This window comes from Allobosea sp. TAF32 (genome assembly GCF_052113585.1).
Taxonomy (GTDB): Bacteria; Pseudomonadota; Alphaproteobacteria; order Rhizobiales; family Beijerinckiaceae; genus Allobosea.
On the sequence record NZ_JBFRDM010000002.1, the window covers coordinates 173387 to 195425 of the forward strand.

The 22039-nt window shown below is 66.7% G+C and carries 21 protein-coding genes; 13 read left to right on the forward strand and 8 right to left on the reverse strand.

All coding sequences use genetic code 11. The annotated features are described in order from the left end of the window. Nucleotides 1-10: 10 nt before the first annotated feature. Nucleotides 11-295 (reverse strand): aa3-type cytochrome c oxidase subunit IV, encoded by a 285-nt coding sequence (locus tag AB4Z16_RS05415; RefSeq protein ID WP_441510318.1) that lies wholly within the window; start codon nt 293-295, stop codon nt 11-13. A gap of 276 nt (nt 296-571) precedes the next feature. On the opposite strand from AB4Z16_RS05415, the gene AB4Z16_RS05420 reads away from it, so the two are divergent. Beyond that, complete coding sequence (locus AB4Z16_RS05420; RefSeq protein ID WP_441510319.1) at nt 572-790, forward strand: hypothetical protein; 219 nt, start codon at nt 572-574, stop codon at nt 788-790. Nucleotides 791-918: 128 nt separating this feature from the next. Here the strand turns inward: AB4Z16_RS05420 and AB4Z16_RS05425 are convergent, their stop codons facing one another. Continuing rightward, complete coding sequence (locus AB4Z16_RS05425; RefSeq protein ID WP_441510320.1) at nt 919-2289, reverse strand: ABC1 kinase family protein; 1371 nt, start codon at nt 2287-2289, stop codon at nt 919-921. A 133-nt stretch (nt 2290-2422) separates the two neighbouring features. On the opposite strand from AB4Z16_RS05425, the gene AB4Z16_RS05430 reads away from it, so the two are divergent. Continuing rightward, nucleotides 2423-2797 (forward strand): DUF4180 domain-containing protein, encoded by a 375-nt coding sequence (locus AB4Z16_RS05430; RefSeq protein WP_441510321.1) that lies wholly within the window; start codon nt 2423-2425, stop codon nt 2795-2797. A 12-nt stretch (nt 2798-2809) separates the two neighbouring features. Here AB4Z16_RS05430 and AB4Z16_RS05435 read toward each other — a convergent pair whose 3' ends face one another. Further along, complete coding sequence (locus tag AB4Z16_RS05435) at nt 2810-3706, reverse strand: beta-keto acid cleavage family enzyme (RefSeq protein WP_441510322.1); 897 nt, start codon at nt 3704-3706, stop codon at nt 2810-2812. A 118-nt stretch (nt 3707-3824) separates the two neighbouring features. On the opposite strand from AB4Z16_RS05435, the gene AB4Z16_RS05440 reads away from it, so the two are divergent. Continuing rightward, complete coding sequence (locus AB4Z16_RS05440) at nt 3825-5450, forward strand: acyl-CoA synthetase (RefSeq protein WP_441510323.1); 1626 nt, start codon at nt 3825-3827, stop codon at nt 5448-5450. A 117-nt stretch (nt 5451-5567) separates the two neighbouring features. On the opposite strand, the gene AB4Z16_RS05445 is transcribed toward AB4Z16_RS05440, so the two are convergent. The 3 genes from AB4Z16_RS05445 to AB4Z16_RS05455 are packed head-to-tail and all read right to left on the reverse strand — an operon-like array spanning nt 5568 to nt 8934. Then, the gene (locus AB4Z16_RS05445) at nt 5568-6419 is read right to left on the reverse strand and encodes a PCC domain-containing protein (RefSeq protein ID WP_441510324.1); all 852 of its coding nucleotides are present in this window, start codon (nt 6417-6419) and stop codon (nt 5568-5570) included. Then, on the reverse strand, nt 6416-8050 hold the full coding sequence (locus tag AB4Z16_RS05450) for an acyl-CoA synthetase (RefSeq protein ID WP_441510325.1): 1635 nt from the start codon (nt 8048-8050) through the stop codon (nt 6416-6418). The genes AB4Z16_RS05445 and AB4Z16_RS05450 overlap by 4 nt, the downstream gene beginning before the upstream one ends. After that, nucleotides 8047-8934 (reverse strand): IclR family transcriptional regulator, encoded by an 888-nt coding sequence (locus tag AB4Z16_RS05455; protein ID WP_441510326.1) that lies wholly within the window; start codon nt 8932-8934, stop codon nt 8047-8049. The genes AB4Z16_RS05450 and AB4Z16_RS05455 overlap by 4 nt, the downstream gene beginning before the upstream one ends. Nucleotides 8935-9168: 234 nt before the next feature. On the opposite strand from AB4Z16_RS05455, the gene AB4Z16_RS05460 reads away from it, so the two are divergent. The 8 genes from AB4Z16_RS05460 to iolB all read left to right on the forward strand — a co-directional run bounded on the left by AB4Z16_RS05460 (nt 9169) and on the right by iolB (nt 19830). Beyond that, nucleotides 9169-11037 (forward strand): TRAP transporter large permease, encoded by a 1869-nt coding sequence (locus AB4Z16_RS05460; protein WP_441510327.1) that lies wholly within the window; start codon nt 9169-9171, stop codon nt 11035-11037. Nucleotides 11038-11097: 60 nt separating this feature from the next. After that, nucleotides 11098-12117 carry a TRAP transporter substrate-binding protein gene (locus AB4Z16_RS05465; RefSeq protein ID WP_441510328.1) on the forward strand — a complete coding sequence of 340 codons (1020 nt, stop codon included), beginning with the start codon at nt 11098-11100 and terminating at the stop codon, nt 12115-12117. A gap of 151 nt (nt 12118-12268) precedes the next feature. Beyond that, nucleotides 12269-13072, forward strand: a complete 804-nt coding sequence (locus AB4Z16_RS05470) for an SDR family NAD(P)-dependent oxidoreductase (RefSeq protein WP_441510329.1) — start codon at nt 12269-12271, stop codon at nt 13070-13072. A gap of 91 nt (nt 13073-13163) precedes the next feature. Beyond that, nucleotides 13164-14033 carry a MurR/RpiR family transcriptional regulator gene (locus AB4Z16_RS05475; protein ID WP_441510330.1) on the forward strand — a complete coding sequence of 290 codons (870 nt, stop codon included), beginning with the start codon at nt 13164-13166 and terminating at the stop codon, nt 14031-14033. 105 nt (nt 14034-14138) lie between these two features. Further along, a complete protein-coding gene (locus AB4Z16_RS05480) occupies nt 14139-16073 on the forward strand; it encodes a bifunctional 5-dehydro-2-deoxygluconokinase/5-dehydro-2-deoxyphosphogluconate aldolase (protein WP_441510331.1) in 1935 nt (644 codons plus the stop codon). A gap of 78 nt (nt 16074-16151) precedes the next feature. Next, entirely contained in the window at nt 16152-18002 is a 1851-nt protein-coding gene (gene iolD, locus AB4Z16_RS05485; protein ID WP_441510332.1) for a 3D-(3,5/4)-trihydroxycyclohexane-1,2-dione acylhydrolase (decyclizing), read from the forward strand. A 32-nt stretch (nt 18003-18034) separates the two neighbouring features. Further along, nucleotides 18035-18919, forward strand: a complete 885-nt coding sequence (gene iolE, locus AB4Z16_RS05490) for a myo-inosose-2 dehydratase (protein WP_441510333.1) — start codon at nt 18035-18037, stop codon at nt 18917-18919. A 113-nt stretch (nt 18920-19032) separates the two neighbouring features. Further along, complete coding sequence (iolB, locus tag AB4Z16_RS05495) at nt 19033-19830, forward strand: 5-deoxy-glucuronate isomerase (protein ID WP_441510334.1); 798 nt, start codon at nt 19033-19035, stop codon at nt 19828-19830. Nucleotides 19831-19881: 51 nt separating this feature from the next. Here iolB and AB4Z16_RS05500 read toward each other — a convergent pair whose 3' ends face one another. Beyond that, nucleotides 19882-20229 (reverse strand): hypothetical protein, encoded by a 348-nt coding sequence (locus tag AB4Z16_RS05500; protein WP_441510335.1) that lies wholly within the window; start codon nt 20227-20229, stop codon nt 19882-19884. A gap of 216 nt (nt 20230-20445) precedes the next feature. Between AB4Z16_RS05500 and AB4Z16_RS05505 the strand changes: the two genes are divergently transcribed. Further along, nucleotides 20446-20748, forward strand: coding sequence for a hypothetical protein (locus AB4Z16_RS05505; RefSeq protein ID WP_441510336.1), 303 nt, complete (start codon nt 20446-20448; stop codon nt 20746-20748). A 104-nt stretch (nt 20749-20852) separates the two neighbouring features. Here AB4Z16_RS05505 and AB4Z16_RS05510 read toward each other — a convergent pair whose 3' ends face one another. Beyond that, nucleotides 20853-21518: a hypothetical protein gene (locus tag AB4Z16_RS05510; protein WP_441510337.1), complete on the reverse strand. Its 666-nt coding sequence runs from the start codon at nt 21516-21518 to the stop codon at nt 20853-20855. Nucleotides 21519-21712: 194 nt separating this feature from the next. On the opposite strand from AB4Z16_RS05510, the gene AB4Z16_RS05515 reads away from it, so the two are divergent. Beyond that, nucleotides 21713-21922 (forward strand): hypothetical protein, encoded by a 210-nt coding sequence (locus AB4Z16_RS05515; protein WP_441510338.1) that lies wholly within the window; start codon nt 21713-21715, stop codon nt 21920-21922. Nucleotides 21923-22039 lie beyond the last annotated feature (117 nt).

A 22039-nucleotide genomic window follows, 5' to 3' on the forward strand; every position in this document is an offset into this window, starting at 1 on the left:
GGGAAGACGGTCAGAGCAGCAGGAGCGCGAGCAGCATCAGGACCAGCGCGACGACCGGTGCGCGCCAGGAGATCGAGGGAGCTGCAATGCCGATGCCGGTGCCGATGACCGCAAGAATCGTACCGATCAGTGCGGTGCCCCAGGCATGCTTGGTGCCGCCGACCGCGAGCGCCGCGACGATCGCGAGGCAGGCGACGGTGCCGACCTCGGCGAAGTGCACGAAGCCGGTATAGGTGCTCTCATGCTCCTCGTAATCCATCGCGGGGATGTCGGCATGCTGGGCGTGGTCGGCCATGGTCTCGATCCTGAAAAAGACACAGTCTCTTTATGCCTGTAGCGCACCCGCGACGCACGGGCAACGCGGCACCGCACCGCTCACGCGAAATGCGCGGGCCGCTTGCACAAGAACAGGCTATATCAACCGGATCAACTCATTTTAATCGATTTAAACCGCTGATGACATGCCCCGGCAGCCACAGCGCATGGTCGCCGTTAACATCGTTTCGCCCGGGCCGGAGACGATTCCTTCGGCGTCGGCTAAAATCCCCGCAATGAGATGGAGACTCTTGTCGTGAAGGATCCGCAGAAGGTCGCCGACCGGGACGATCCCTCCGCGCTCGACCCCGCCCTGCGCGAGAAGGCGAAGCGCTGGTTTGCCGAGGCGCGCGGGCAGACCAAGCGCGACGACGAAGAGATCGCGGCCTGGCGTCGCGACACCGGCCCGGCTGGCGGCGACGGAGGATCAGGTTGGTTCGACGGCGGCGGGGACGGCGGTGGCGGCGGCGATTGAGCCAACGCCCCCGGAGCACACAGCCGGGCTAGGAGGTACCGACTAGGCAAGCAACCGCGCGGGTCATCCCGGCGGCAGCGAGTGGAGAGCCGGGACGACGCCGTGTTTCCGCGTCAGCCCAGCACGCTCTAAGCGCTTGGCGCTGAAAGCCCCGCAGCCGTAAGTGCCGCCCCCTGTCGCTCCGTGACGCGCTCCACGGAAAATCGCTCGATCTCCGCCTCGAACAGCCGGTGGAAATTGAGCTCGGCGTCGAGATGCAGGAAGACGCCGCCGAGCCCGATCGCTGCGCGGTCCATGAAGACGAACTCGCGCGGCACCGTCACCGGCCCGCGCCGCTTCAGCGCCTGATGCACCTGGAAGGCCTGCTTGCGGCCATATTCGGCCGGGCTGACATCCTCCGCAATGCGCCGCGTCCGGTCTTCCAGCAGCGGCCCGTAGATGAAGCGCGCCCAGATGTTGAGCGTGTCGACGAGATCCTTGGTCAGCCCCTGGAAGCCCCAGGTCTCATAGGCGTGGACGACCCGCGCCTCCTCGCCGTCGCGCAGCCCCTGATAGAGATCGACCACGCCGCCGACGAAGGACGTCGGGAAGATGCGGATACAGCCATAATCGAGCAGGTTGATGCCATCAGGCTCGCCGGCCTCCGAGAACACCGTGTAGTTCCCGAGATGCGGATCGCCATGGATCACGCCGTGATGGCTGAAGGGCCGCCACCAGGCCTTGAACATCGCCGTCGAGATGCGGTCGCGCGCCGCCTGCCCGTCCTGCCTGTGCGAGAGGATCGGGCTGCCGTCGAGCCAGTGCATGGTCAGCAGGCGCCGGGTCGAGAGCCCCGCCTCGACCGCCGGAACGCGCACCTCCGGCGTATCCGCGAGGATAGCCCGATAGAGCGCGATGTGCCGGGCCTCGCGGCGATAGTCGAGCTCCTCGCGGACGCGGGCACCGATTTCCTTGGCGATCTCGCTGGTATCGATCACCGCGCCCATGCGCCGGTGCAGCGCGAACAGCACCTCAAGCTGCGCGATATCGGCCTCGACGGCCGATTCCATGTCGGGATATTGCAGCTTGCAGGCCAGCGGCGCGCCGCCCAGCGTCGTCGCGCGATGCACCTGGCCAAGCGACGCCGCCGCTGCCGGCTTCAGGTCGAACTCGCCGAAGCGCTCGCGCCATTGCGGGCCGAGCTCGGCCATCATCCGGCGCTTGACGAACGCCGCCCCCATCGGCGGCGCCTGCGACTGCAGCTTCTGCAGTTCGGCGGCATATTCCGGTGGCACGACGTCGGGGATGGTGGCGATCAGCTGCGCCACCTTCATGATCGGGCCCTTCAGCCCGCCGAGCGCCTTGGCCAACGCCTCCGCATTCGAGGCATCGCGGCCCTCCACGCCGAAGAGCCGGGCGCCGGCGATCCGCGCCGCCACCCCGCCGACATTGGCGCCGACGCGGGCATAGCGCGCGGCACGGGCGGAAAGTCGATTGGCTTCGCTATCGCGTTCGGACATCGGCTCGCTTTCGCGGATCGGTCATCCCCAGCATTTAAGACGCCGTTGCCGTCATTCCAATGCGGCAGCTTGGCGGTAGGTCGGAGGAGAGCTCGGCTTGTCAGCCGCAACAGGCGCCATTAGGCAGGAAACCATGTCTAGACTGATCGAAATCGGCGGCACCCGCGTCCTCCTCTTCGCCAGCACTGGCCCGCTCCTGGCCAGCCCAGGCGACTCCAACGACTTCATCGGCGAGGCCTGGTCCGTCAGCGCCGACCTGCTCGCAATCCCCATGGAGCGGCTCGGCCCGGACGTGCTGAACCTGCGCACGCGCGTCGGTGGCGAGATCTTCCAGAAATTCGCGAATTATCGCCTGCGCTGCGCGATCGTCGGCGATATCAGCGCTGCCCTCGAGGGCAGCGGCGCCCTGCGCGATTTCGTGCGCGAGACCAATGACGGCCCAGCGCTGTGGTTCGTCCCGGACGTCGATCAGCTGCGCGCCCGGCTCGAAACCGAAACCGCCGCTTAGCGATCGAGGCCATCAGGTGCCGGCCACCGCGTCACGCGCGGCGAGATCGGCACGCACCTCGGCAACACCTGCCGGACGGCCTCCCGCCGCCTCGACCTTGCGGACGAGATCGGCGATCACAGCCCCATTGCCGCGCGTCTCGCCGAAGGGCGCATCCTCCAGCCCGCCGCGGACATGGACGCCGCGCGCAACGGCGGGCGCGATCAGCTCCGACAAATCGACGCCGAGCCCGGCAATCATCACCGGGGCGTCGGGAGCATCCTCCGCCAACAGCTTGAGATGCGCGTCCAGCGCCCATTCGCGCGGAGGGAAGCCCCAGGCGAAAGTGTCCGAGAACATCAGGCGGTAGATCGGGCAGGGCATGCCCGGATAGGCCTTGGCGAGCGCCGCGCCCAGTCGCGTGAAGCCCGGCTCGTAGATCGCATAGCTCGGGTGGACCTTGTGGCGCTGCGCCACCTCCATCCCCTCGCGGATATGCTCGCCGGGATTCTGGTAGATGAAGCCGGCCTCGCCCTGCGGAATGCCGGCGAAGGTCGTCCAGTTGCAGGAGCCGGGATCGAGCACGCCCCATTCGACGAGGCCACGCTTCGCCAGCTCCTCGAGATGGGTGTAGCGCCCGGAGCCGTGCATGTCGCCGGCATAGCCGGAACCGAGGATGGGAATGGTCGGATAGACGATGGCATCGACCTTGGCGCGGATCCCCTCGATCGCCCGTGCATAGAGCTGCCAGTCGTCGCGCTGCCGGCCGGTGGCGACGTCGTAGACGTGGAGGTGGACGATCGCCGCTCCCGCCTCGACTGCGGCAACGCCATCAGCGACAATGTCGGGAATGGCAATGGGGATGCCCGGTTGGCGCTCCCTGCCCCAGGGCCCGTTGATCGCAGCTTCGATCCAGATCGGTCGGCTCATCGCAATTCTCCCCCAAGCGGTTTTGCGCAGACGGTAAGCTGCGCTGACCCGGCTTGCCAGCTCGCCTGCAGACTGGGCAGGATCGACGCAGAAGCATGGAACCACCGGAGCGCGCCCCTTGCTGGAACGCGGCACGAGCTATGACGACACGCTGCGCCGCTTCGTCTGGCGCATCCCGGAGCGCTTCAACATCGGCACCGCCTGCTCGGACGCCCATGCCGACGGCTCAGGCCGTCCGGCGCTGATCTTCGAGGAAGAGGCTGGCCGGGTCGCGACGCTCTCCTTCGACGATCTCGCTCGCGCCTCGAACCGCTTCGCCAATATGCTCGCGCATCACGACATCGGGCCGGGCGAGCGCGTCGGCATCCTGCTGCCGCAATCGCCGCAGACCGCGATCGCCCATCTCGGCACCTACAAGCGCGGTGCCATCGCGCTGCCGCTCTTCATCCAGTTCGGGCCCGAGGCGCTGGAGCACCGTCTCGGCCATAGCGGCGCGAGCGTGCTCGTCACCGACGCCGAGAACATCGGCAAGGTCGAGGCCATCCGCGACGCGCTGCCGAACCTGCGCAGGATTTTCGTCGTCGGCGGCGCCGGACATCTCGATTTCGAGGCGGAGATGGCCAAGGCCTCCGACAGCTATGTCGCCGCGGACACCCGCGCCGACGACCCGGCCGTGATCATCTACACCTCCGGCACGACGGGTAAGCCGAAGGGCGCGCTGCATGCGCATCGCGTTCTGCTCGGCCATCTGCCGGGCGTGCAATTGCCGCAGGAATTCTTCCCGCAGGCGCACGACCTGTTCTGGACGCCGGCCGACTGGGCCTGGATCGGCGGCCTGCTCGATGTGCTCCTGCCCAGCCTCTGTTGCGGCGTGCCGGTGCTCGCCTCCCGCGCCCGCAAATTCGACCCCGAGGCCGCCTTTGCGCTGATGGCGCGGCACAAGGTGCGCAACGCCTTCCTGCCGCCGACCGCGCTCAAGCTGATGCGGCAGGTCGGCAATCCCCAGCGCTTCGGCTACGCCATGCGCTCGATCGGCACGGGCGGAGAAACGCTCGGCGCCGACATGCTCGACTGGAGCCGCGAGACCTTCGGTTTCCCGGTCAACGAGTTCTACGGCCAGACCGAAGCGAACCTGCTCGTCGCCAACTGCGCAGGCCTCTACCCGGTGAAGCCGGGCTCGATGGGCCGCGCCGTGCCCGGTCACCGCGTCGCAGTGATCTCGCCCGAAGGCCGGGAACTGCCTGATGGCGAGCCGGGGCTGATCGCGGTCAACAGGCCCGATCCCGTGATGATGCTGGAATACTGGAACCAGCCCGAGGCCACCGCGGCGAAATTCATCGGCGACTGGCTCGTCACCGGCGACACCGGCGCCCGCAACGATGACGGCTACTTCTGGTTCCAGGGCCGCGACGACGACATCATCTCCTCGGGCTCCTACCGCATCGGGCCGGGCGACATCGAGGATTGCATCATCCGCCACCCTTCCGTGCTGATGGTCGCGGTCGTCGGCGTGCCCGATCCCGTCCGCACCGAGATCGTCAAAGCCTTCGTCCTGCCGAAGCCGGAAGTTACGCCTTCCCCGGCGCTGGCGGCCGAAATCCAGGCCTTCGTGCGCGACCGGCTGGCGGCCTATCAGTACCCGCGCGAGGTCGAGTTCGTGACGGAGTTGCCGCTGACCGCGACCGGCAAGATCATGCGCAAGGATCTGCGCAATCGGGAAATCGAGAAGCAGCAGGGTGGTTGAAACCCGCCGTCATGCTCGGGCTTGCCCCGAGCATCTCAGGCAGAAAGGGACCCCTGCCTCCCTTCCGACAAAAGATTCTCGGGTCTGCGCTACGCTCCGCCCGAGAATGACGAGGAGCTACCGCGCCTCCAGCACCAGCTCGAAGGTCATCAGGACCGGGTTATCGCTGCGCTTCAGGCGCCCACTTGCCAGCGCGCCGCTATAGTCGACCAGCGCGACATCGATCTTCGCGCGCAAACCGTCGACGCCATCTGCGACCTGCCCTTCCGTGATCGCAACCTCGGTGGCGAAATTCTCGACTACGCCGCCGCCCTCGAACCGCGCTCCGATTGTCGAGCCGACCCCGCCAAGGATCGCCGCCTCGCGGATGCCGCGCTCGGTGCAGAACGCTTCAAGCGCTTCGCAGAAATCGACATTCGGCTTCACGCGCAGCGCGAAGAAGCGCCCTGCTTCCGTCGCGCCCGCTGGCACCGACATCGGCCCGAACAGCTTGAAATGGGTCTCGCTGTCGGGCTCGGCCGTGAAAACCGCACCATCGAGACCGACCGCTTGCACCGTGATCGTCTCGGCCACAATCGTCTCGTCCGGCAGGATATGGCCGCCGCTGCGCTTGCCGTCGCCCTCCACCCACAAGGCATGAGCATGGAAGAACGGCGCCCCGTCGCGCTGGCCGAAGGTCATCGCGCCGACATCGAGCCGTGCGCCGCCCGCCGGGCGGAAGGTGTCGCTGTAGAAAGCGGCATGCTCCGGCGTCTTCGACAGCGCCGGCATGACATAGGCGAAGGGCAAGAGCCTGAGCCCGTCGAGCTTCACCACGCCAGAGACGAAACCCTCTGCCGCGAAGCCGTTCGTGACCGCCTCCAGCAACGGCACATCGGCGGGCAGCGTCAGCGAAAAAGCACGCCCGTTGCATTCCACCCACTGGATGCGCTCGGGCGTGCCGGTGCCGGGCTGCTGGATGCGCCTCACGACGCCTTCCCCTTCAGGAAGTCGAGTTCGCCACGCTTCTCCAACTCCTCCTTGACGAGGCGCTTGGGCACCTTGCCGTAACCCGATTTCGGCAGGGCCTCCCAGAACAGGAAGCGCTTGGGCATCTTGTAGCGGGCGATCTTCGGCCCGAGGAAATCCGCGATCTCGGCTTCCGTCGCGCTTTGTCCCGGCCTGGCAACGCAGACCGCGATGCCGATCTCGCCCCAGACCGGGTCGGGCACGCCGAGCACGGCGACCTCCGCGATCGCCGGATGCGTCAGGATCTTCTCCTCGATCTCGCGCGGATAGATGTTCGAGCCGCCCGAGATGTACATGTCCGAGGCCCGGCCGGTGATGTAGACGAAGCCTTGCGCGTCCATATGGCCGAGATCGCCGGTGCGGAACCAGCCGTTGCGGAACGACTTCGCATTGGCTTCCGGGTTGTCGTAATAGCCGGCGAAGACGGCCGGCCCGATCACGCAGATCTCGCCCTGCACGCCCGCAGCGACTTCCTTCCCGTCCTCGTCCTGGATCTGCACCTGCATGCCCGTGCGCTCGAAGCCGCAGGTGCCGATGCGCGCATGCGGCCCGTCTTCCGGCTCATGCAGGGCCGGCGGCAGCACGGTGATGTTGCCGGTGACCTCGCCCAGCCCGAAATACTGCACGATCACCTTGCCGAGCTTTTTCAGCGCCGCCTTCTGGTCCTCGCGATACATCGGCGCGCCCGCATAGATGATGTAGCGCAGGCTGGAATGATCATGGCTGTCGGCGGCGGGATGCTCGACCAGCATCTTCAGGATCGTCGGCACGGTGAAGATGTTGCTGACGCGGTGCTTGGCGATCAGCCGGTAGGCCTCGTCGATATCGAAGCGCTCGGTCGACAGCAGGATCGAGGTCGCGCCGCGCGCCGACATCACCAGCTGGTGCACGCCCGCCCCATGCGAGAGTGGCGCCACCACCAGCGAGGCATCCTTCTCGGTCGAGCCCGGCACGAGGTCGCAGAGATGGTTGGTGATGACGAAGCCCATCTGGCCATGGGTCAGCACCGCGGCCTTGGAACGGCCGGTCGTGCCGGAGGTGAAGAAGAACCAGCAGGGATCGTCATGCTCGACCGCGGCGTTCTCGACCTTCTCGCCGCGATGGCGCGCGATGACCGCGCCGACGTCGTCCTCGCCGAAGGCCCCCTCCCCGATCCGCCATGTGAACTCGGGCGAGGGCTTCGCAGCCGCGACGGCCGCCGCGTGCTCCGGGAAGTCGCCATGGCAGAGGAAGCCCTTCGCGCCCGAGGCCGTGGCGAGATAGGCGACCTCGTCCGGCAGCAGGCGGAAATTGGTGGGCACCCAGACGGCGCCGAGCCTGAAGGTCGCGAACATCGAGACGAACATCGCATCGCAGTTCTTGGAATGGACGAGCACGCGGTCGCCCTTGCCGATGCCGCGCGCCTCTAGCCCCGCCGCCAGCGCCGAAACCTGCGCATCGATCTCGGCCCAGTCCAGCGTCCTGTCGCCCCAGATGAAGGCGGGATGCCCTGCCAGGCGGCGCGCATTCTGCGTCACGATATGGGCGAGGTTCATCACCCGCCGCGTCATCGGCACGACGCCCCCGGTCGGGGCGGCTGTTGCAGAGCTCATTTTGCGGCTCTCCCTGTCTCGATGGATCGCGGCGCGGTGGCCGCCATGGGCCTGCCGGCCCGCTTGGATATGAACATCTCGGCCAGGAGCGTTTCCATGCGCTCGGCTTCTCGAGCCAGCGGCACCGCCAGCTCTGCCTGTCGGGCCGGTGTCATCCTGCTATCGATCGCGGCGATGGAAAGCGCGCCCGCTATCCGTCCGTCTGGATAGCAGAAGGCCCGGCCGATGCCCCACGAACTCGCAACGACCTTACCCTGATTGAGCGAAAAGCCGCGTTCGCGCGTCGCCATGACGTCGGCCCGCAGAGCGTCCGGAGCGAATCCGGGATAGCGCGCCAATAGTACCGCTTCATTCGCGGCGATCACCCGGTCCACATCGTCGTCGGGCAGCGCCGCCAGCATGGCGAGCGAGCCGGCGCCGACACCGAGCGGATGCTGGTCGCCAGCCTGCAGCGCATGGGTCCGCACCGGATAGGTCCCCTCCTCCCGATGCAGGCAGATCGCATAGTTCTCGCGCCGAACGGTCAGGAAGCTCGTGTCCTGCGTCTCCGCCGACAAACGACGCAAGCCCTCCATCGCCAGTTCGAGCAAGCCATGGCGCCGCGCCGCCAGCACGCCGAGCACGAAGGCCTCCTCGCCGAGGCAATAGCGCCGTGTCTGCGGTTCCTGCTCGACCAGCCCCGCCCGCATCAGCGCCAGCAGCAGCCGCCGCGTCGTCGGTTTGTTGAGCCCGCTGCCGGAAACGATCTCGCCGAGCGGCAGTCCTTCGGCCGGCTCCCGCCCGATCAGCGAGAGCAGCCCGAGCGCCCGGTCGACGCTCTGCGAGCCGGACAGGCCGGCATCGGGCGCGGAATTCTGCGGCAAGCGCTCCTCCAGATAGTCCATGATATGGACCTTATTCTTGTGCTCCAACCGTAGATGGGCGCATTGCGGATTGCAATGCCGCACCCCTCGTGTAATCTGCCCGCCGTCCCGCTGCCTGGCTATTCACAGTGTGGACCACGATCGACGCCGGCGACATCACAAGATCGGCGCGAAGGGAGGAACGGAACGATGGCCCTCTGGGCATCCCATTATGCGGGCGGATTGCGCCTTGCGACCGGCATCTGAGGCCGTCGCATGAGCGATGTCGCCGATACGCTGACGATCCCCGAGAACCTGAGCGAGAACGCGGATGCGCGTCCGGGCTCCGCCATCATGCGCCCGGTCGAGGCCATTGCTGCCGTGCTGGTCGCCTTCATCATCGGCGTGCTGCTGCTCGGCGTCGTCTCGCGCTATGTCTTCGCGCTGCCCTTCGTCTGGGTCGACGAGGTCGCCTCGATCGCCTTCATCTGGCTCGCCATGCTCGGCGCTGCTATCGCCGTCGACCGCAACGAGCATCTGCGCCTGACGCTGTTCGTCGGCATGATGCCGCAGCGGCTGCGCGAATTCGCTGAGACACTGGCGCTCACTGCGGTTGCTGCCTTCCTCGCCGCGATGGTCGACCCTGCCATCGAATATGCGGTGGAGGAGAGCTACGTCACCTCGGCCGCGCTCAACATCCCCGTGAGCTGGCGCGTCTCGGCCATCGCCGTCGGCATCGTGCTGATGGGGCTGCTCACGCTCCGCTACCTCTTCAAGACCGCCCGGCTCACCGACATCGCCATCGCAGCCTTCGTCATAGGCGGCTTCGGCCTGGCCTTCTGGCTGCTCGGACCGACGCTTAAGGGCCTCGGCTACTACAACATCCTGATCTTCCTGATCGGCGTCGTCGCAGCCTGCCTCGTCGCGGGCGTGCCGATCGCCTTCTGCTTCGGGCTGGGCACGCTCGCCTTCCTCGCCTTCTCGACCAATGTCCCGATGCTCGTGATGATCGGGCGCATGGACGAGGGCATGTCGAGCCTCATCCTGCTCTCAGTGCCGATCTTCGTGCTGCTCGGCTGCATCCTCGACGCCACCGGCATGGGCAAGGCGATCGTCGACTTCCTGGCCTCGCTGCTCGGCCATGTCCGCGCCGGCATGTCCTATGTGCTGCTCGGCTCTCTCTATCTCGTCTCGGGGATCTCGGGTTCCAAGGTCTCGGACATGGCGACTGTCGCACCGGCGCTGTTCCCGGAGATGAAGCGGCGCGGCTACAAGCCCAAGGACCTGATCGCGCTGCTCTCGACCGGTGCAGCCATGGCCGACACCGTGCCGCCCTCGATCGTGCTGATCGTGCTCGGCTCGGTCGCCGGCGTCTCGATCGCCGGCCTGTTCAATGCCGGCTTCGTCATCGCCGGTGTGCTGCTCGTCGCGCTCGCCGGCCTCGCCCGCTGGAAAGCGGCGGCAGAGGACATGAAGGGCGTTCGCCGCGCCCCGCTCGCGGTGATCGGCAAGGTCGCGCTCGTCGCCGCGCCGGCCCTGGTCCTGCCCTTCATCATCCGCGCCGCGGTCGGCGGCGGCGTCGCCACCGCGACCGAGGTCTCGACCATCGCGGTGCTCTACGCACTCGTCATCGGCATCGTGCTCTATGGCGGCATCAGCCCGCGCAAGTTCTATTCGATGCTCGTCGAGACGGCGGCTCTCTCCGGCGCGATCCTGATGATCCTCGGCACCGCGCTCGCCATGGCATGGGCCCTGACCCAAACCGGCTTCGCCCGCGACCTCGCCAGCTTCATGGCGCATCTGCCCGGCGGCTGGCTCAGCTTCATGGCGGTGTCGATCGTCGTCTTCATGATCCTCGGCTGCGTGCTGGAGGGCCTGCCGGCGATCGTGCTGCTGGCGCCCTTGATGTTCCCGATCGCCAAGAGCCTCGGCATCAACGACGTGCACTATGCGATGGTCGTGGTCACCGCGATGAATATCGGCCTGATGGCGCCGCCGATCGGCATCGGCTTCTACATCGCCTGCAAGATCGGCAACGTCTCGCCCGACGAGGCGATGGGCGCGATCTGGCCCTATCTCATCGCCCTGCTCGTCGGCCTCGTCGTCATCGCCCTCGTGCCCGGCCTCTCGACCTGGGTGCTGTGAAGCTCACTGCCAACCATAAGAAACCTCAAGACAACAGACGCTCTCAAGGAGAAAACGCCCATGACCATCTCACGCCGCACCCTGCTCCAGGCCACAGCCGCAGCGTCCGCCATCGGCACCTTCCATATCGGCCGCGCCAATGCGCAGAGCGCCGAATTCACCTATAAATACGCCAACAACCTGCCCGTCGCGCACCCGATGAACACGCGCGCCAACGAGGCCGTGGCGAAGATCAAGCAGGAGACGAACGGCCGCGTCCACATCCAGATCTTCCCGAACAACCAGCTCGGCTCCGATACGGACATGCTGAGCCAGGTCCGCTCGGGCGGCGTCGAGTTCTTCACGCTCTCGCCGCTGATCCTCTCGACGCTGGTCGCCAATGCCTCGCTTTCCGGCATCGGCTTCGCCTTCCCGAATTACGACGCGGTCTGGAAGGCGATGGACGGCGAGCTCGGCGCCTATGTCCGCGGCCAGATCGGCAAGGCCAACCTCGTCGTCATGGACAAGATCTGGGACAACGGCTTCCGCCAGATCACCTCGTCCAAGGGCCCGGTCAACACGCCAGAAGACCTCAAGGGCTTCAAGATCCGCGTGCCGGTCTCCCCGCTCTGGACCTCGATGTTCACCGCCTTCCAGTCGGCTCCCGCCAGCATCAACTTCGCCGAGGTCTATACTGCCCTGCAGACCAAGATCGTCGATGGCCAGGAGAACCCGCTCGCGATCATCGCGACCGCCAAGCTCTTCGAGGTGCAGAAGTACCTCTCGCTGACCAACCATATGTGGGACGGCTTCTGGTTCCTGGCCAATCGCCGCGCCTGGGAGAAGCTTCCGGAAGACCTGCGCGCCATCGTCGCCAAGAACATCAACGCCGCTGCGTTGCTGGAGCGCGAAGACGTCGCCAAGCTCAATGCCGGCTTGCAGGGCGAGCTCGTCTCGAAGGGCATGGTCGCCAACGAGACCAAGGCCGACGCCTTCCGCGAGGCGCTGCGCAAAGCCGGATTCTACGCCGAGTGGAAGAAGAAGTACGGCGACGAGGCCTGGGGCATCCTGGAGAAGGCCGTCGGCAGCTCGCTGAGCTGATCCGTCCGCAACCGTCATTCTCGGGCGAAGCAAAGCTTCGACCCGAGAATCTCATGACCAGCCAGCTCTGGTTTTCGAGATGCTCGGGTCGAGCCCGAGCATGACGGCGCTCCATCGGCGCGCCGTACCCTGCACAACGGAAAGAACTCCCATGGCCGACCGGCTGAAGGACAAGATCGCCATCGTCTTCGGCGCCGGCTCCTCCGGCCCCGGCTGGGGCAACGGCAAGGCGGCAGCCGTCGCCTATGCCCGCGAGGGCGCCGGGGTCGCCTGCATCGACCTGAACCTGGCCGCCGCCGAGGAGACCGCCGCCATCATCACCGGCGAGGGCGGCAGAGCGCTGGCGCTCGCCGCCGATGTGACGAATCTCGGCTCGGTCGAAGCCTGCGTCGCGGAAACCGCGCGGCATTTTGGCCGCATCGACATCCTGCACAACAATGTCGGCGTCACCCATATGGGCGGGCCGGTCGAGCTTTCCGAGGAGCAGTTCCAGGCCTCGCTCCAGCTCAATCTCGGCTCGGTCTATCGCTGCGCCAAGGCCGCGATTCCCGAAATGCTGAAGGGCGGCGGCGGCGCCATCGTCAACATCTCCTCGCTCGCGGCCATTCGCTGGACCGGCTATCCCTATTTCGCCTACTACGCGACGAAGGCGGCGGTGAACCAGGCGACGGTCGCGCTCGCGATGCAGTATGCGAAGCAGAACATCCGCGCGAACTGCATCATGCCGGGCCTGATCGACACGCCGCTGATCTACAAGCAGATCTCCTCGCAATATGCTTCCGTCGAGGAGATGGTCGCCGCCCGTAACGCGCAGGTGCCGATGGGCAGGATGGGCACCGCCTGGGACATCGCCCACGCCGCCGTCTTCCTCGCCTCTGACGAAGCGAAGTTCATCACCGGCGTCTGCCTGCCGGTAGATGGCGGCCAGAGCTGTACCGCCGGCCTGCCGGGCTGATATCGATTGTTCATTCCCCTACTGGAACGCTTGCTCCATTTACGCTTCGCTGCCAGAACTGTTGCAACAGGGACGGCAACGGACATCGAGAATGAGCGAAACCGCCGTTGCGGAACTGCCGCGTGATTTCGACGGCCTGCGCACATTGATTCTCGCCCAGCGCGAGAGCCTTCCGAAGCGCATCGCCCAGATTGCGGCCTATGCGCTCGACAATCCCGACGAGATCGCCTTCGGCACCGCGGCGAGCATCGCGGTCTCCGCTGGCGTCCAACCCTCGACCTTGATCCGCTTCGCCCAGCATCTCGGCTTCGACGGCTTCACCAGTCTGCAGGTGGTCTTCCGCGAGCGGCTGCGCGAGCGCAATTCGAGCTATGAGGAACGCCTCAACACCTTGCGGGCCGGCGAAGGCCCGGCCGGCGCCCATCGCATTCTCGACGGCTTCCTCACCGCCTCGCGCAAATCGCTCGACGTGATGAGCCGCAGCATCGACGAGGGCACGCTCGACCGCGCCATCGAGCTGCTGGCCGGCGCCGAAACCATCTACATCCTCGCCCGCCGCCGCTCCTACCCGGTGGCGAGCTACGTCGCCTATGCGCTCGGCAAGCTCGGCGTCCGCTATCAGCTCGTCGAATCGGCGGCCGGGCTCGACCCCGAGATGATCGCCTTCGCCACCCCGCGGGACGCCGTGCTGGTCGTCAGCTTCTCGCCCTACGCATCGGCCACCGTCGAGGACGCGCGCGGCCTCGCCGAGCGCGGCGTGCCACTCATCGCCATCACCGACAGCGCCTTCTCGCCGCTCGCCAGCTTCGCCCAGACCTGGTTCGAGGTGGCCGAGGCCGATTTCGGCGGCTTCCGCACGCTGTCCTCCACCATGGCCCTGGCCATGGCGCTCGCCGTCGGCATCGGCGACGCCCGCCGGGCCGGACGCGGCCGCCGCCGCCGGTCGCGCGAGCAGGAATAGACATTCCGCATTGACGGAATAATGGAATTATTATTTCATGTCGCCAAGGCGGGGCCTGTCAGGCCGCCCGCATGTCACCAGAAGCGACAAGGGCTGGAGGAGCATATGACGGGACCGCTCGGCGGATCGGCGCAGGCGCTCGACGTCATCACCATCGGCCGCGCCTCGGTCGATCTCTACGGCCAGCAGATCGGCTCGCGCCTGGAAGACGTCACCAGCTTTGCCAAATCGGTGGGCGGCTGCCCGGCAAACATCGCGATCGGCACGGCACGGCTCGGACTGCGCTCGGCGCTCCTCACCCGCGTCGGCAACGAGCACTTCGGCCGCTTCCTGCGCGAGCAGCTCGCCCGCGAAGGCGTCAACCTCGACGGCCTCAAGACTGATTCCGAACGCCTCACCGCGCTCGCCATCCTCTCGGTGGAGAGCGACAAATCCTTCCCGTTGCTGTTCTACCGCGAGAACTGCGCCGACATGGCGCTGGAGGAAGGCGATATCGATCCCGCCTTCATCGCGAAGGCCCGCGCCGTCGTCGTCACCGGCACGCATTTCGCCCGGCCCAAGCCTGAGGCCGCCCAGCGCAAGGCGATGAAGCTGATGCGCGAGAACGGCGGCAAGGTCGTGCTCGACATCGACTACCGGCCGAACCTCTGGGGCCTCGCCGGCCACGACGCCGGCGACAACCGCTACATCGCCTCGCAAACCGTCTCCGAGCGGATGAAGACCGTGCTGCCCGGCTGCGACCTGATCATCGGCACCGAGGAAGAGGTCCTGATCGCCTCGGGCGAGAGCGAGCTCTTGCAGGCGCTGAGGACAATCCGCTCCCTCACCCCCGCCACCATCGTGCTCAAGCGCGGCCCGATGGGCTGCATCGTCTATGAGGGAGCGATCCCGGACGATCTGGAGGACGGCATCGTCGGCAAGGGCTTCCCGATCGAGGTCTACAACGTCTTGGGCGCCGGCGACGCCTTCATGTCTGGCTTCCTGCGCGGCTGGCTCGGCGGCGAAAGCCTGCAGACAGCCGCGACCTGGGCCAATGCCTGCGGCGCCTTCGCCGTTTCCCGCCTGCTCTGCTCGCCGGAGAGCCCGACCTTCGAGGAACTGCAATATTTCCTCAAGAACGGCAGCCCGCACCGCGCCCTGCGCAAGGACGAGGCCATCAACCACATCCACTGGGCAACGACACGCCAGAGCGACATTCCTTCGCTGATGGCGCTCGCCTGCGACCACCGCATCCAGCTGGAAGAGCTTGCGGCGAAGTTCGGCGCCGATCCGGCCCGCATCCGCGACTTCAAGGTGCTCGCGGTCAAGGCAGCCGCTCGCGTCGCCGATGGCCGGCCCGGCTACGGCATGCTGCTCGACGAGAAGCATGGGCGCGAGGCGATGTTCGAGTTCGCCCGCCATCCCTTCGCCTGGCTCGGCCGTCCCGTCGAGTTGCCGGGTTCGCGGCCACTGCGCTTCGAGACGAGCCAGGACATCGGCTCGCTCCTGCCGGAATGGCCGGTCGATCACTGCATCAAGGCTCTCTGCTTCTATCATCCGGACGATTCCGAAGAGCTGAAGCAGGCCCAGCAGGAGAAGCTGCGCGGCCTGTTCGAAGCGGCGCGCAAGGTCGGCCGCGAATTGCTGATCGAGATCATCGCGAGCAAGAACGGCCCGCTCGGGCCCGACACCATCGCCCGCGCGCTGGAGGAGATCTACGCGCTCGGCATCAAGCCGGACTGGTGGAAGCTCGAGCCGCAATCCTCCCCGGCCGCCTGGGCGGCAATCGAGAAGACCATCGCGAAGCACGACCCCTGGTGCCGCGGCGTGCTCCTGCTCGGCCTCGACGCCCCGGCCGAAGAGCTGGAGGCCGGATTCGCCGCCACGGCCGGCACGCCTATCGTCAAGGGCTTCGCCGTGGGCCGCACCATCTTCATGGCCGCGGCGGAAGGCTGGCTCGCCGGCAAGCTCGACGACGAAGCGGCCATTGCCGATATGGCCAAGCGTTTCGAGGCACTGACCGGCCTCTGGCTTGCCACGCGCGGCCGCAAGGCGGCCTAGTGCATCGGCCCGAAAAGTGGGAACCGGTTTTCGGACCAAGCCGATGCTAAGAAGACTCCCGCTCGGAGATCGACGACCATGACTGCCACCGTCCGCCTCACCATGGCGCAGGCGCTGACGCGCTACCTCGCGGCGCAGATGACCGAAATCGACGGGCAGCGCCTGCCGATCTTCGGTGGCGTCTGGGCGATCTTCGGCCATGGCAACGTCGCGGGCCTCGGCGAAGCGCTCTGGCACGAGCGCGAGCGCCTGCCGACCTTCCGCGCCCATAACGAGCAGGCGATGGCACATGCGGCCATCGCCTACGCCAAAGCGAACATGCGCCGCCGCTTCATGGCTGCGACCACCTCGATCGGCCCCGGCGCGACCAATCTCGTCACCGCCGCCGCGCTCGCCCATGTCAACCGCCTGCCGGTGCTGCTGCTGCCGGGCGATGTCTTCGCCAACCGCATTCCCGATCCGGTCCTGCAGCAGGTCGAGGATTTCGGCGACGGCACGGTCTCGGCCAATGACTGCTTCCGGCCCGTCTCGCGCTATTTCGACCGCATCACCCGGCCCGAGCAGATCATTCCGGCGCTGGCCCGCGCCATGCAGGTGCTGACCGACCCGGCCGAATGCGGACCTGTGACCCTCGCCCTCTGCCAGGACGTGCAGGCGGAAGCCTACGACTACCCCGAGAGCTTCTTCACTGAGCGCCTCTGGACACCGCGTCGGCCTCGCTCCGACCGCAACGAGCTGAAGGCCGCAGCCGAAGCGCTGAAGGCCGCAAAGAAGCCCCTGATCGTCGCCGGCGGCGGCGTGCTCTACTCGGGTGCCTGCGACGAACTCGCCCGCTTCTCGGCAGCGACCGGCATCCCGGTCTGCGAGACGCAAGGCGGCAAATCCGCCCTGCCCGACGACAACGCGCTCAACATGGCCGCCGTTGGCGTCACCGGCACGGCTGCCGCCAACCGCCTCGCCGCCGAGGCGGATCTCGTCCTGGCCGTCGGAACGCGGCTGCAGGACTTCACCACCGGCTCCTGGGCGCTGTTCGGCGCCGCGCAGAAGACGGTCATCGGCCTCAACGTCCAATCCTTCGACGCCGGCAAGCATCGAGCCCTCCCCCTGGTCGCCGATGCCCGCGAAGGCCTGGCCGAACTGTCCGAGGCCATCGGTGGCTGGAAGGCACCGGAAAGCTGGACGGCCGATGCCAAGGCCGGCAAGGCCGACTGGCTGAAGGAAGCGGACAAGGCAACTGCCGCCACCAATTCCGCCCTGCCCTCGGACGCGCAGGTCATCGGCGCGGTCCAGCGCGCGCTGGGCTCGGATGTCGTCCTGCTCCATGCCGCGGGCGGTCTGCCGGGCGAGTTGCACAAGCTCTGGCAGGCCGGCACGCCCGGCTCCTACCATGCCGAATACGGCTTTTCCTGCATGGGCTACGAGATCGCCGGCGGGCTCGGCGCCAAGATGGCGAGGCCGGACAAGGAAGTCGTCGTCATGGTCGGCGACGGCTCCTATCTCATGCTCAATTCCGAGATCGCGACCTCGGTGATGCTGGGCCTCAAGCTCACGATCGTGTTGCTCGACAATCGCGGTTTCGGCTGCATCAACCGCCTGCAGAACGCGACCGGCGGGCAGAGCTTCAACAATCTGCTCAAGGACAGCAGGCACGAGACGCTGCCGGAGATCGACTTCGTCGCCCACGCCGCCAGCATGGGGGCGATCGCGACCAAGGCAGCCTCGATTGCCGAGCTTGAAACCGCGCTGGCGCAGGCGAAGGCCAACACCCGCACCACCGTCGTCGTCATCGACACCGACCCGCTGATCTCGACCGGTTCCGGCGGCGCTTGGTGGGACGTCGCCGTGCCGGAGGTCAGCGACCGCATGGAAGTCCGCACGGCGCGGGCGAACTACGATACGCAGCGCAAGCGCCAGCACATCGGCAACTGAAGCCGTTCCCATAGGCGAGAAAGACCCGACACATGATCCGCATCGGCGCGAACCCCATCGGCTGGTCGAACGACGACATGCTCGAGATCGGCGGCGACATCCCGCTCGAAACCTGCCTGAAGGAGGCTCGCGAAGCCGGCTTCACCGGCATGGAACTCGGCAACAAGTTCCCGCGCGAAGCCGCCAGGCTGAAGCCGATCCTCGACGCGCACGGTCACGCGCTCGTCTCCGGCTGGTACTCGACCGAGTTGCTCGTCCGCGACGTCGCCGCCGAGATGGCAGCGGTGAAGGCTCACGCGACGCTGCTGCGCGACATGGGCTGCTCGGTGCTGATCGCCGCCGAGACCTCGAATGCGATCCACTCCGACATCGCCAAGCCGCTCTCGGCCCGCCCCGTCCTGCCCAAGGCGCGCTGGGACGATTTCGGCGCGCGCTATACCAACTTCGCCGAGGCGGTGAAGGCGGAGTACGGCCTGCAGCTTGTCTATCATCATCACATGGGCACGGTGGTGCAGACCGAGGCCGAGATCGACCGGTTCATGGGCGTCACCGGCGCGGCTGTCGGCCTCCTGCTCGATACCGGCCACGCCACCTGGGGCGGCGGCGATCCCGCCCGCATCGCCCGCCACTGGAAGGCGCGCATCCACCACGTCCACTGCAAGGATATCCGCGAGGAGGTGATGTGGCGCTCCAATCGCGAGGACTGGTCCTTCCTCGAATCCGTGCTCGCCGGCGTCTACACCGTGCCGGGGGACGGTCTGATCGACTATGTCCGCGTGCTGAGAGAGCTCTGGGACTACTCCGGCTGGATCGTGGTCGAGGCCGAGCAGGATCCGAAGAAGGCAGAGCCCGCCCGCTACGCCAAGCTCGGCCATGCCAATCTGACGCGCTTCATCAAGGAAGCGGGTCTGGTCTGAACACAGCGTCATTCTCGGGCGAAGCGAAGCGCAGACCCGAGAATCTCTTGCCGGAGATGCTCGGGTCGAACCCGAGCATGACGAGCCCACCGAGAATGCGCTGGAGAGCCCCCATGTCCCGTCTTAAGGTTCGCCCGCACGGCGCCCACGGCCGCGTCACCCATGTCACGCCGGAAAATGCCGGCTGGACCTATGTCGGCTTCGACCTGCATCGCCTGAAGCCGGGCGAGACCGTCTCCGCCCCGACCGGCGATCGCGAGGCCTGCCTCGTCTTCGTGACCGGCAAGGGCAAGGCCACGGCCGGCGGCCAGACGCTGGGCGAACTCGGCCAGCGCATGAGCCCCTTCGAGGGCAAGCCTTGGTCGGTCTACGTCCCGCAGGGCTCGGACTGGTCGGTCACCGCCACCACCGATCTTGAGCTGGCGATCTGCACGGCGCCTGGCCTGCATGGCGGCCTGCCGGTGCGCGTCATCGCACCAGAGGATCTCGGCCAGGAGATCCGTGGCAAGGGTTCCAACACCCGCCACGTCACCAACATCCTGCCGGAAGGCGAGCCGGCGGATTCGCTGCTCGTCGTCGAGGTCATCACCCCCGCCGGCAACACCTCGAGCTACCCGCCGCACAAGCACGATCGCGACGAGCTGCCGCAGGAATCCTACCTCGAAGAGACCTATTACCACCGCCTCAACCCGCCGCAGGGCTTCGGCTTCCAGCGCGTCTATACGGATGACCGCAGCCTGGACGAGGCCATGGCGATCGAGGACGGCGATGTCGTGCTGGTCCCGAAGGGCTATCACCCCTGCGCCACCTGCCACGGCTACGATCTCTATTATCTCAACGTCATGGCCGGCCCGAAACGGACCTGGAAATTCCACAACGCGGCCGAGCATGAGTGGCTGCTGAAGAGCTGATTGTTGGCCCCGTGCGAGCGGGGCTCAACCCGGAATGAGCCGGCTAGCGGCTCACCGCTCGCACTTGTAGACCGTGCCCGATGTGTCCGGGCCCTTCCACTTGATGTCGGCGGCGCTGGAGACGACATGGCTCCCGCCCATCTCCGCCGCCCTGATCTTGAGGCGCGTCACGATCGTATCGCGCGCGGTATCGGTGAGCAGCACCGAATGCAGCTCGGACTTGCCGTCGATCACGCCGAGCTTGGTGCAGCCCTCCACGACCTTCTCCGCATCCGTGACCACGACCGCGCTGCTGCGCGAAGTGTGATAGGCGCAGGCTCCAAGAAACAAAGCCGGCAGAAGAAGGATGAGGCGCGGTATCGACATGGTCCAGGCTGTCCTGATCGGTTCGGCCGCCATGTTCCGCTGCTGTCGCGCAAATGCAAGCCCGATCTGTGCAGGACGCTCCGCGTGCCTTCACCAGATCGGCCCTTACTCAATCCGAGTGGAATTCTGCGGCTATTGAATGATTTCGGCTGTGCGAACTTTAACGCAAGACCTGAGACATTCTTGACCTGCAACGATGGCTGCTTTTAAGTCCCCGCAGGCCAATGGGAGGCTGAAAAGGGATAAAATATGCGTAGCATTCTGATCGTCGGCGCGATGGCCGCGCTTCTCGCCGGTTGCCAGACCGCGCAGGAGTCCATGGCTGACGCTGAAGTCACCTGTGAGGCCCAGGGCTTCCGTCCCGGCACCCGCGCTTACCAGCAGTGCCGCTCGGCGAACTATGTCGAGAACCGTCGCGCTTCGAACGAGGCCAGCAGCGCGGTAGCGGCGGGCGTGGCCGCAGGCGTCGTCGGTGGCGCGATCGCCGCCAGCGCCGACCGTGGCTACTATCGTGGCTATGGCTATTACGGCCCGCGCCGCTATTGGTGGTAATATTTGAGCGGCGCCACTCGGAGGCGCCGCGCCAGCAATTCGAGAGCCCTGCGACGCCTCGCGCCGCAGGGCTTTTTCTGATGCGTCGAACCCGCGATTTCGTCTCAGCGCTTGGCTGAGCGCCTGCGGGCCGGAGCGGGCGCCGGCTCCTCCCTGGTCGAGGCCGAGGCCAGGAGCGAACCGATCACATAGACAGCGAGCCCGAGCCCGACCAGGGCCGCCATCGGCTCGCGCTCGGCCCGTTTGACCAGCATGCGCCCGCCCATGTCGGCATATTCACGCGCTCGTGATGCGTAGTCGTTGGCGCGATCCGCATAGTCGTCAGCGGCGTCGCGGCGAGCGCTCAGCCAGTTGCTGCCGGCCTTCAGGGCGCGGCTTCCGGCTTCCGCGGCATCGGAGCCGTAATCGTTGAGCCAGCCACGCACCCGGCCATAGTCGGGTTGATAGCGCTCCCAGCGCGATTCAGGTCGGGGGCGCAGCGTCGCCCAGGCGATCAGCCCGATGCTCGCGGCACCGAGACCGAGCGTCGCGAGCGGATGCCGTTCCACCGTCCGCGCCACCGCCTGCCCGCCTTCGCGGACGGTTTCGATCGGATCGGCCTCGTCCCAGGCGTCCTTTGCCCGCTCATAGTGGTCCTTCACGGTCTCACTCGCCTTGTCGGCCATATCCGCCGCCTTGCCGCGGAGCGCCCTCACTGTGGACTCGACCTGTTCCTGAGCTTCTTCGGCATTGTCCGGCACATCCGGCGGAAATTTGTTGGCCATCGCCATGACGGTTTCTCCGTTCCTGAAAGGGACATGACCAGGGAACGACGGATGATGCGACTGGGTTCCCACCGCTCGCTAAAAAGGCGGCCGGCGCGAACGGGTATGGGTCACGATTCTTCGCTGTTCGGCCATAACCCGGTCATGTTTGGATGCGATCTCCCAGCCAACAGGGGCCATCAACGAGAAGGAGACGCTATATGCACGTTCAGCACCTCCAGATCGCACATCCCTGGGTTCTTTCGGATCCGGAATGGATCGCGCTGGAAAGCATTGAAGAAAAGACCCAGCATTTCATCTTCGACGATACGATGCTGCTCGCCTTGCGCGATCGCGGGCTCGTCGAGTCGGATGGGGCCGCCTGGCGCGTCACGCAAAGCGGCCAGCAGCGCCTGAGCCAACGCAGCTAAGCTCCCGGCGGACCGCTGGGCCCACGCGCGCTCATGTTACAAGACGACCTTCGATGATCACGCCCGTCCTTCGGCGGGCTTTGGGCGGCGCTGGAAAATCTCCGGCGCCGTCGCCAT

Bases quoted from the DNA above. Each gene is read 5' to 3' on its own strand.
- AB4Z16_RS05425 (WP_441510320.1), bottom strand. From the start codon at position 2,289: ATGTCCGAACGCGATAGCGAAGCCAATCGACTTTCCGCCCGTGCCGCG.
- AB4Z16_RS05505 (WP_441510336.1), top strand. From the start codon at position 20,446: ATGCGTAGCATTCTGATCGTCGGCGCGATGGCCGCGCTTCTCGCCGGT.
- AB4Z16_RS05510 (WP_441510337.1), bottom strand. From the start codon at position 21,518: ATGGCGATGGCCAACAAATTTCCGCCGGATGTGCCGGACAATGCCGAA.
- iolB (WP_441510334.1), top strand. From the start codon at position 19,033: ATGTCCCGTCTTAAGGTTCGCCCGCACGGCGCCCACGGCCGCGTCACC.
- AB4Z16_RS05500 (WP_441510335.1), bottom strand. From the start codon at position 20,229: ATGGCGGCCGAACCGATCAGGACAGCCTGGACCATGTCGATACCGCGC.
- AB4Z16_RS05455 (WP_441510326.1), bottom strand. From the start codon at position 8,934: ATGGACTATCTGGAGGAGCGCTTGCCGCAGAATTCCGCGCCCGATGCC.
- AB4Z16_RS05480 (WP_441510331.1), top strand. From the start codon at position 14,139: ATGACGGGACCGCTCGGCGGATCGGCGCAGGCGCTCGACGTCATCACC.
- AB4Z16_RS05460 (WP_441510327.1), top strand. From the start codon at position 9,169: ATGAGCGATGTCGCCGATACGCTGACGATCCCCGAGAACCTGAGCGAG.
- AB4Z16_RS05450 (WP_441510325.1), bottom strand. From the start codon at position 8,050: ATGAGCTCTGCAACAGCCGCCCCGACCGGGGGCGTCGTGCCGATGACG.
- AB4Z16_RS05515 (WP_441510338.1), top strand. From the start codon at position 21,713: ATGCACGTTCAGCACCTCCAGATCGCACATCCCTGGGTTCTTTCGGAT.
- iolE (WP_441510333.1), top strand. From the start codon at position 18,035: ATGATCCGCATCGGCGCGAACCCCATCGGCTGGTCGAACGACGACATG.
- AB4Z16_RS05430 (WP_441510321.1), top strand. From the start codon at position 2,423: ATGTCTAGACTGATCGAAATCGGCGGCACCCGCGTCCTCCTCTTCGCC.
- AB4Z16_RS05475 (WP_441510330.1), top strand. From the start codon at position 13,164: ATGAGCGAAACCGCCGTTGCGGAACTGCCGCGTGATTTCGACGGCCTG.
- AB4Z16_RS05415 (WP_441510318.1), bottom strand. From the start codon at position 295: ATGGCCGACCACGCCCAGCATGCCGACATCCCCGCGATGGATTACGAG.
- AB4Z16_RS05435 (WP_441510322.1), bottom strand. From the start codon at position 3,706: ATGAGCCGACCGATCTGGATCGAAGCTGCGATCAACGGGCCCTGGGGC.
- AB4Z16_RS05470 (WP_441510329.1), top strand. From the start codon at position 12,269: ATGGCCGACCGGCTGAAGGACAAGATCGCCATCGTCTTCGGCGCCGGC.
- iolD (WP_441510332.1), top strand. From the start codon at position 16,152: ATGACTGCCACCGTCCGCCTCACCATGGCGCAGGCGCTGACGCGCTAC.
- AB4Z16_RS05465 (WP_441510328.1), top strand. From the start codon at position 11,098: ATGACCATCTCACGCCGCACCCTGCTCCAGGCCACAGCCGCAGCGTCC.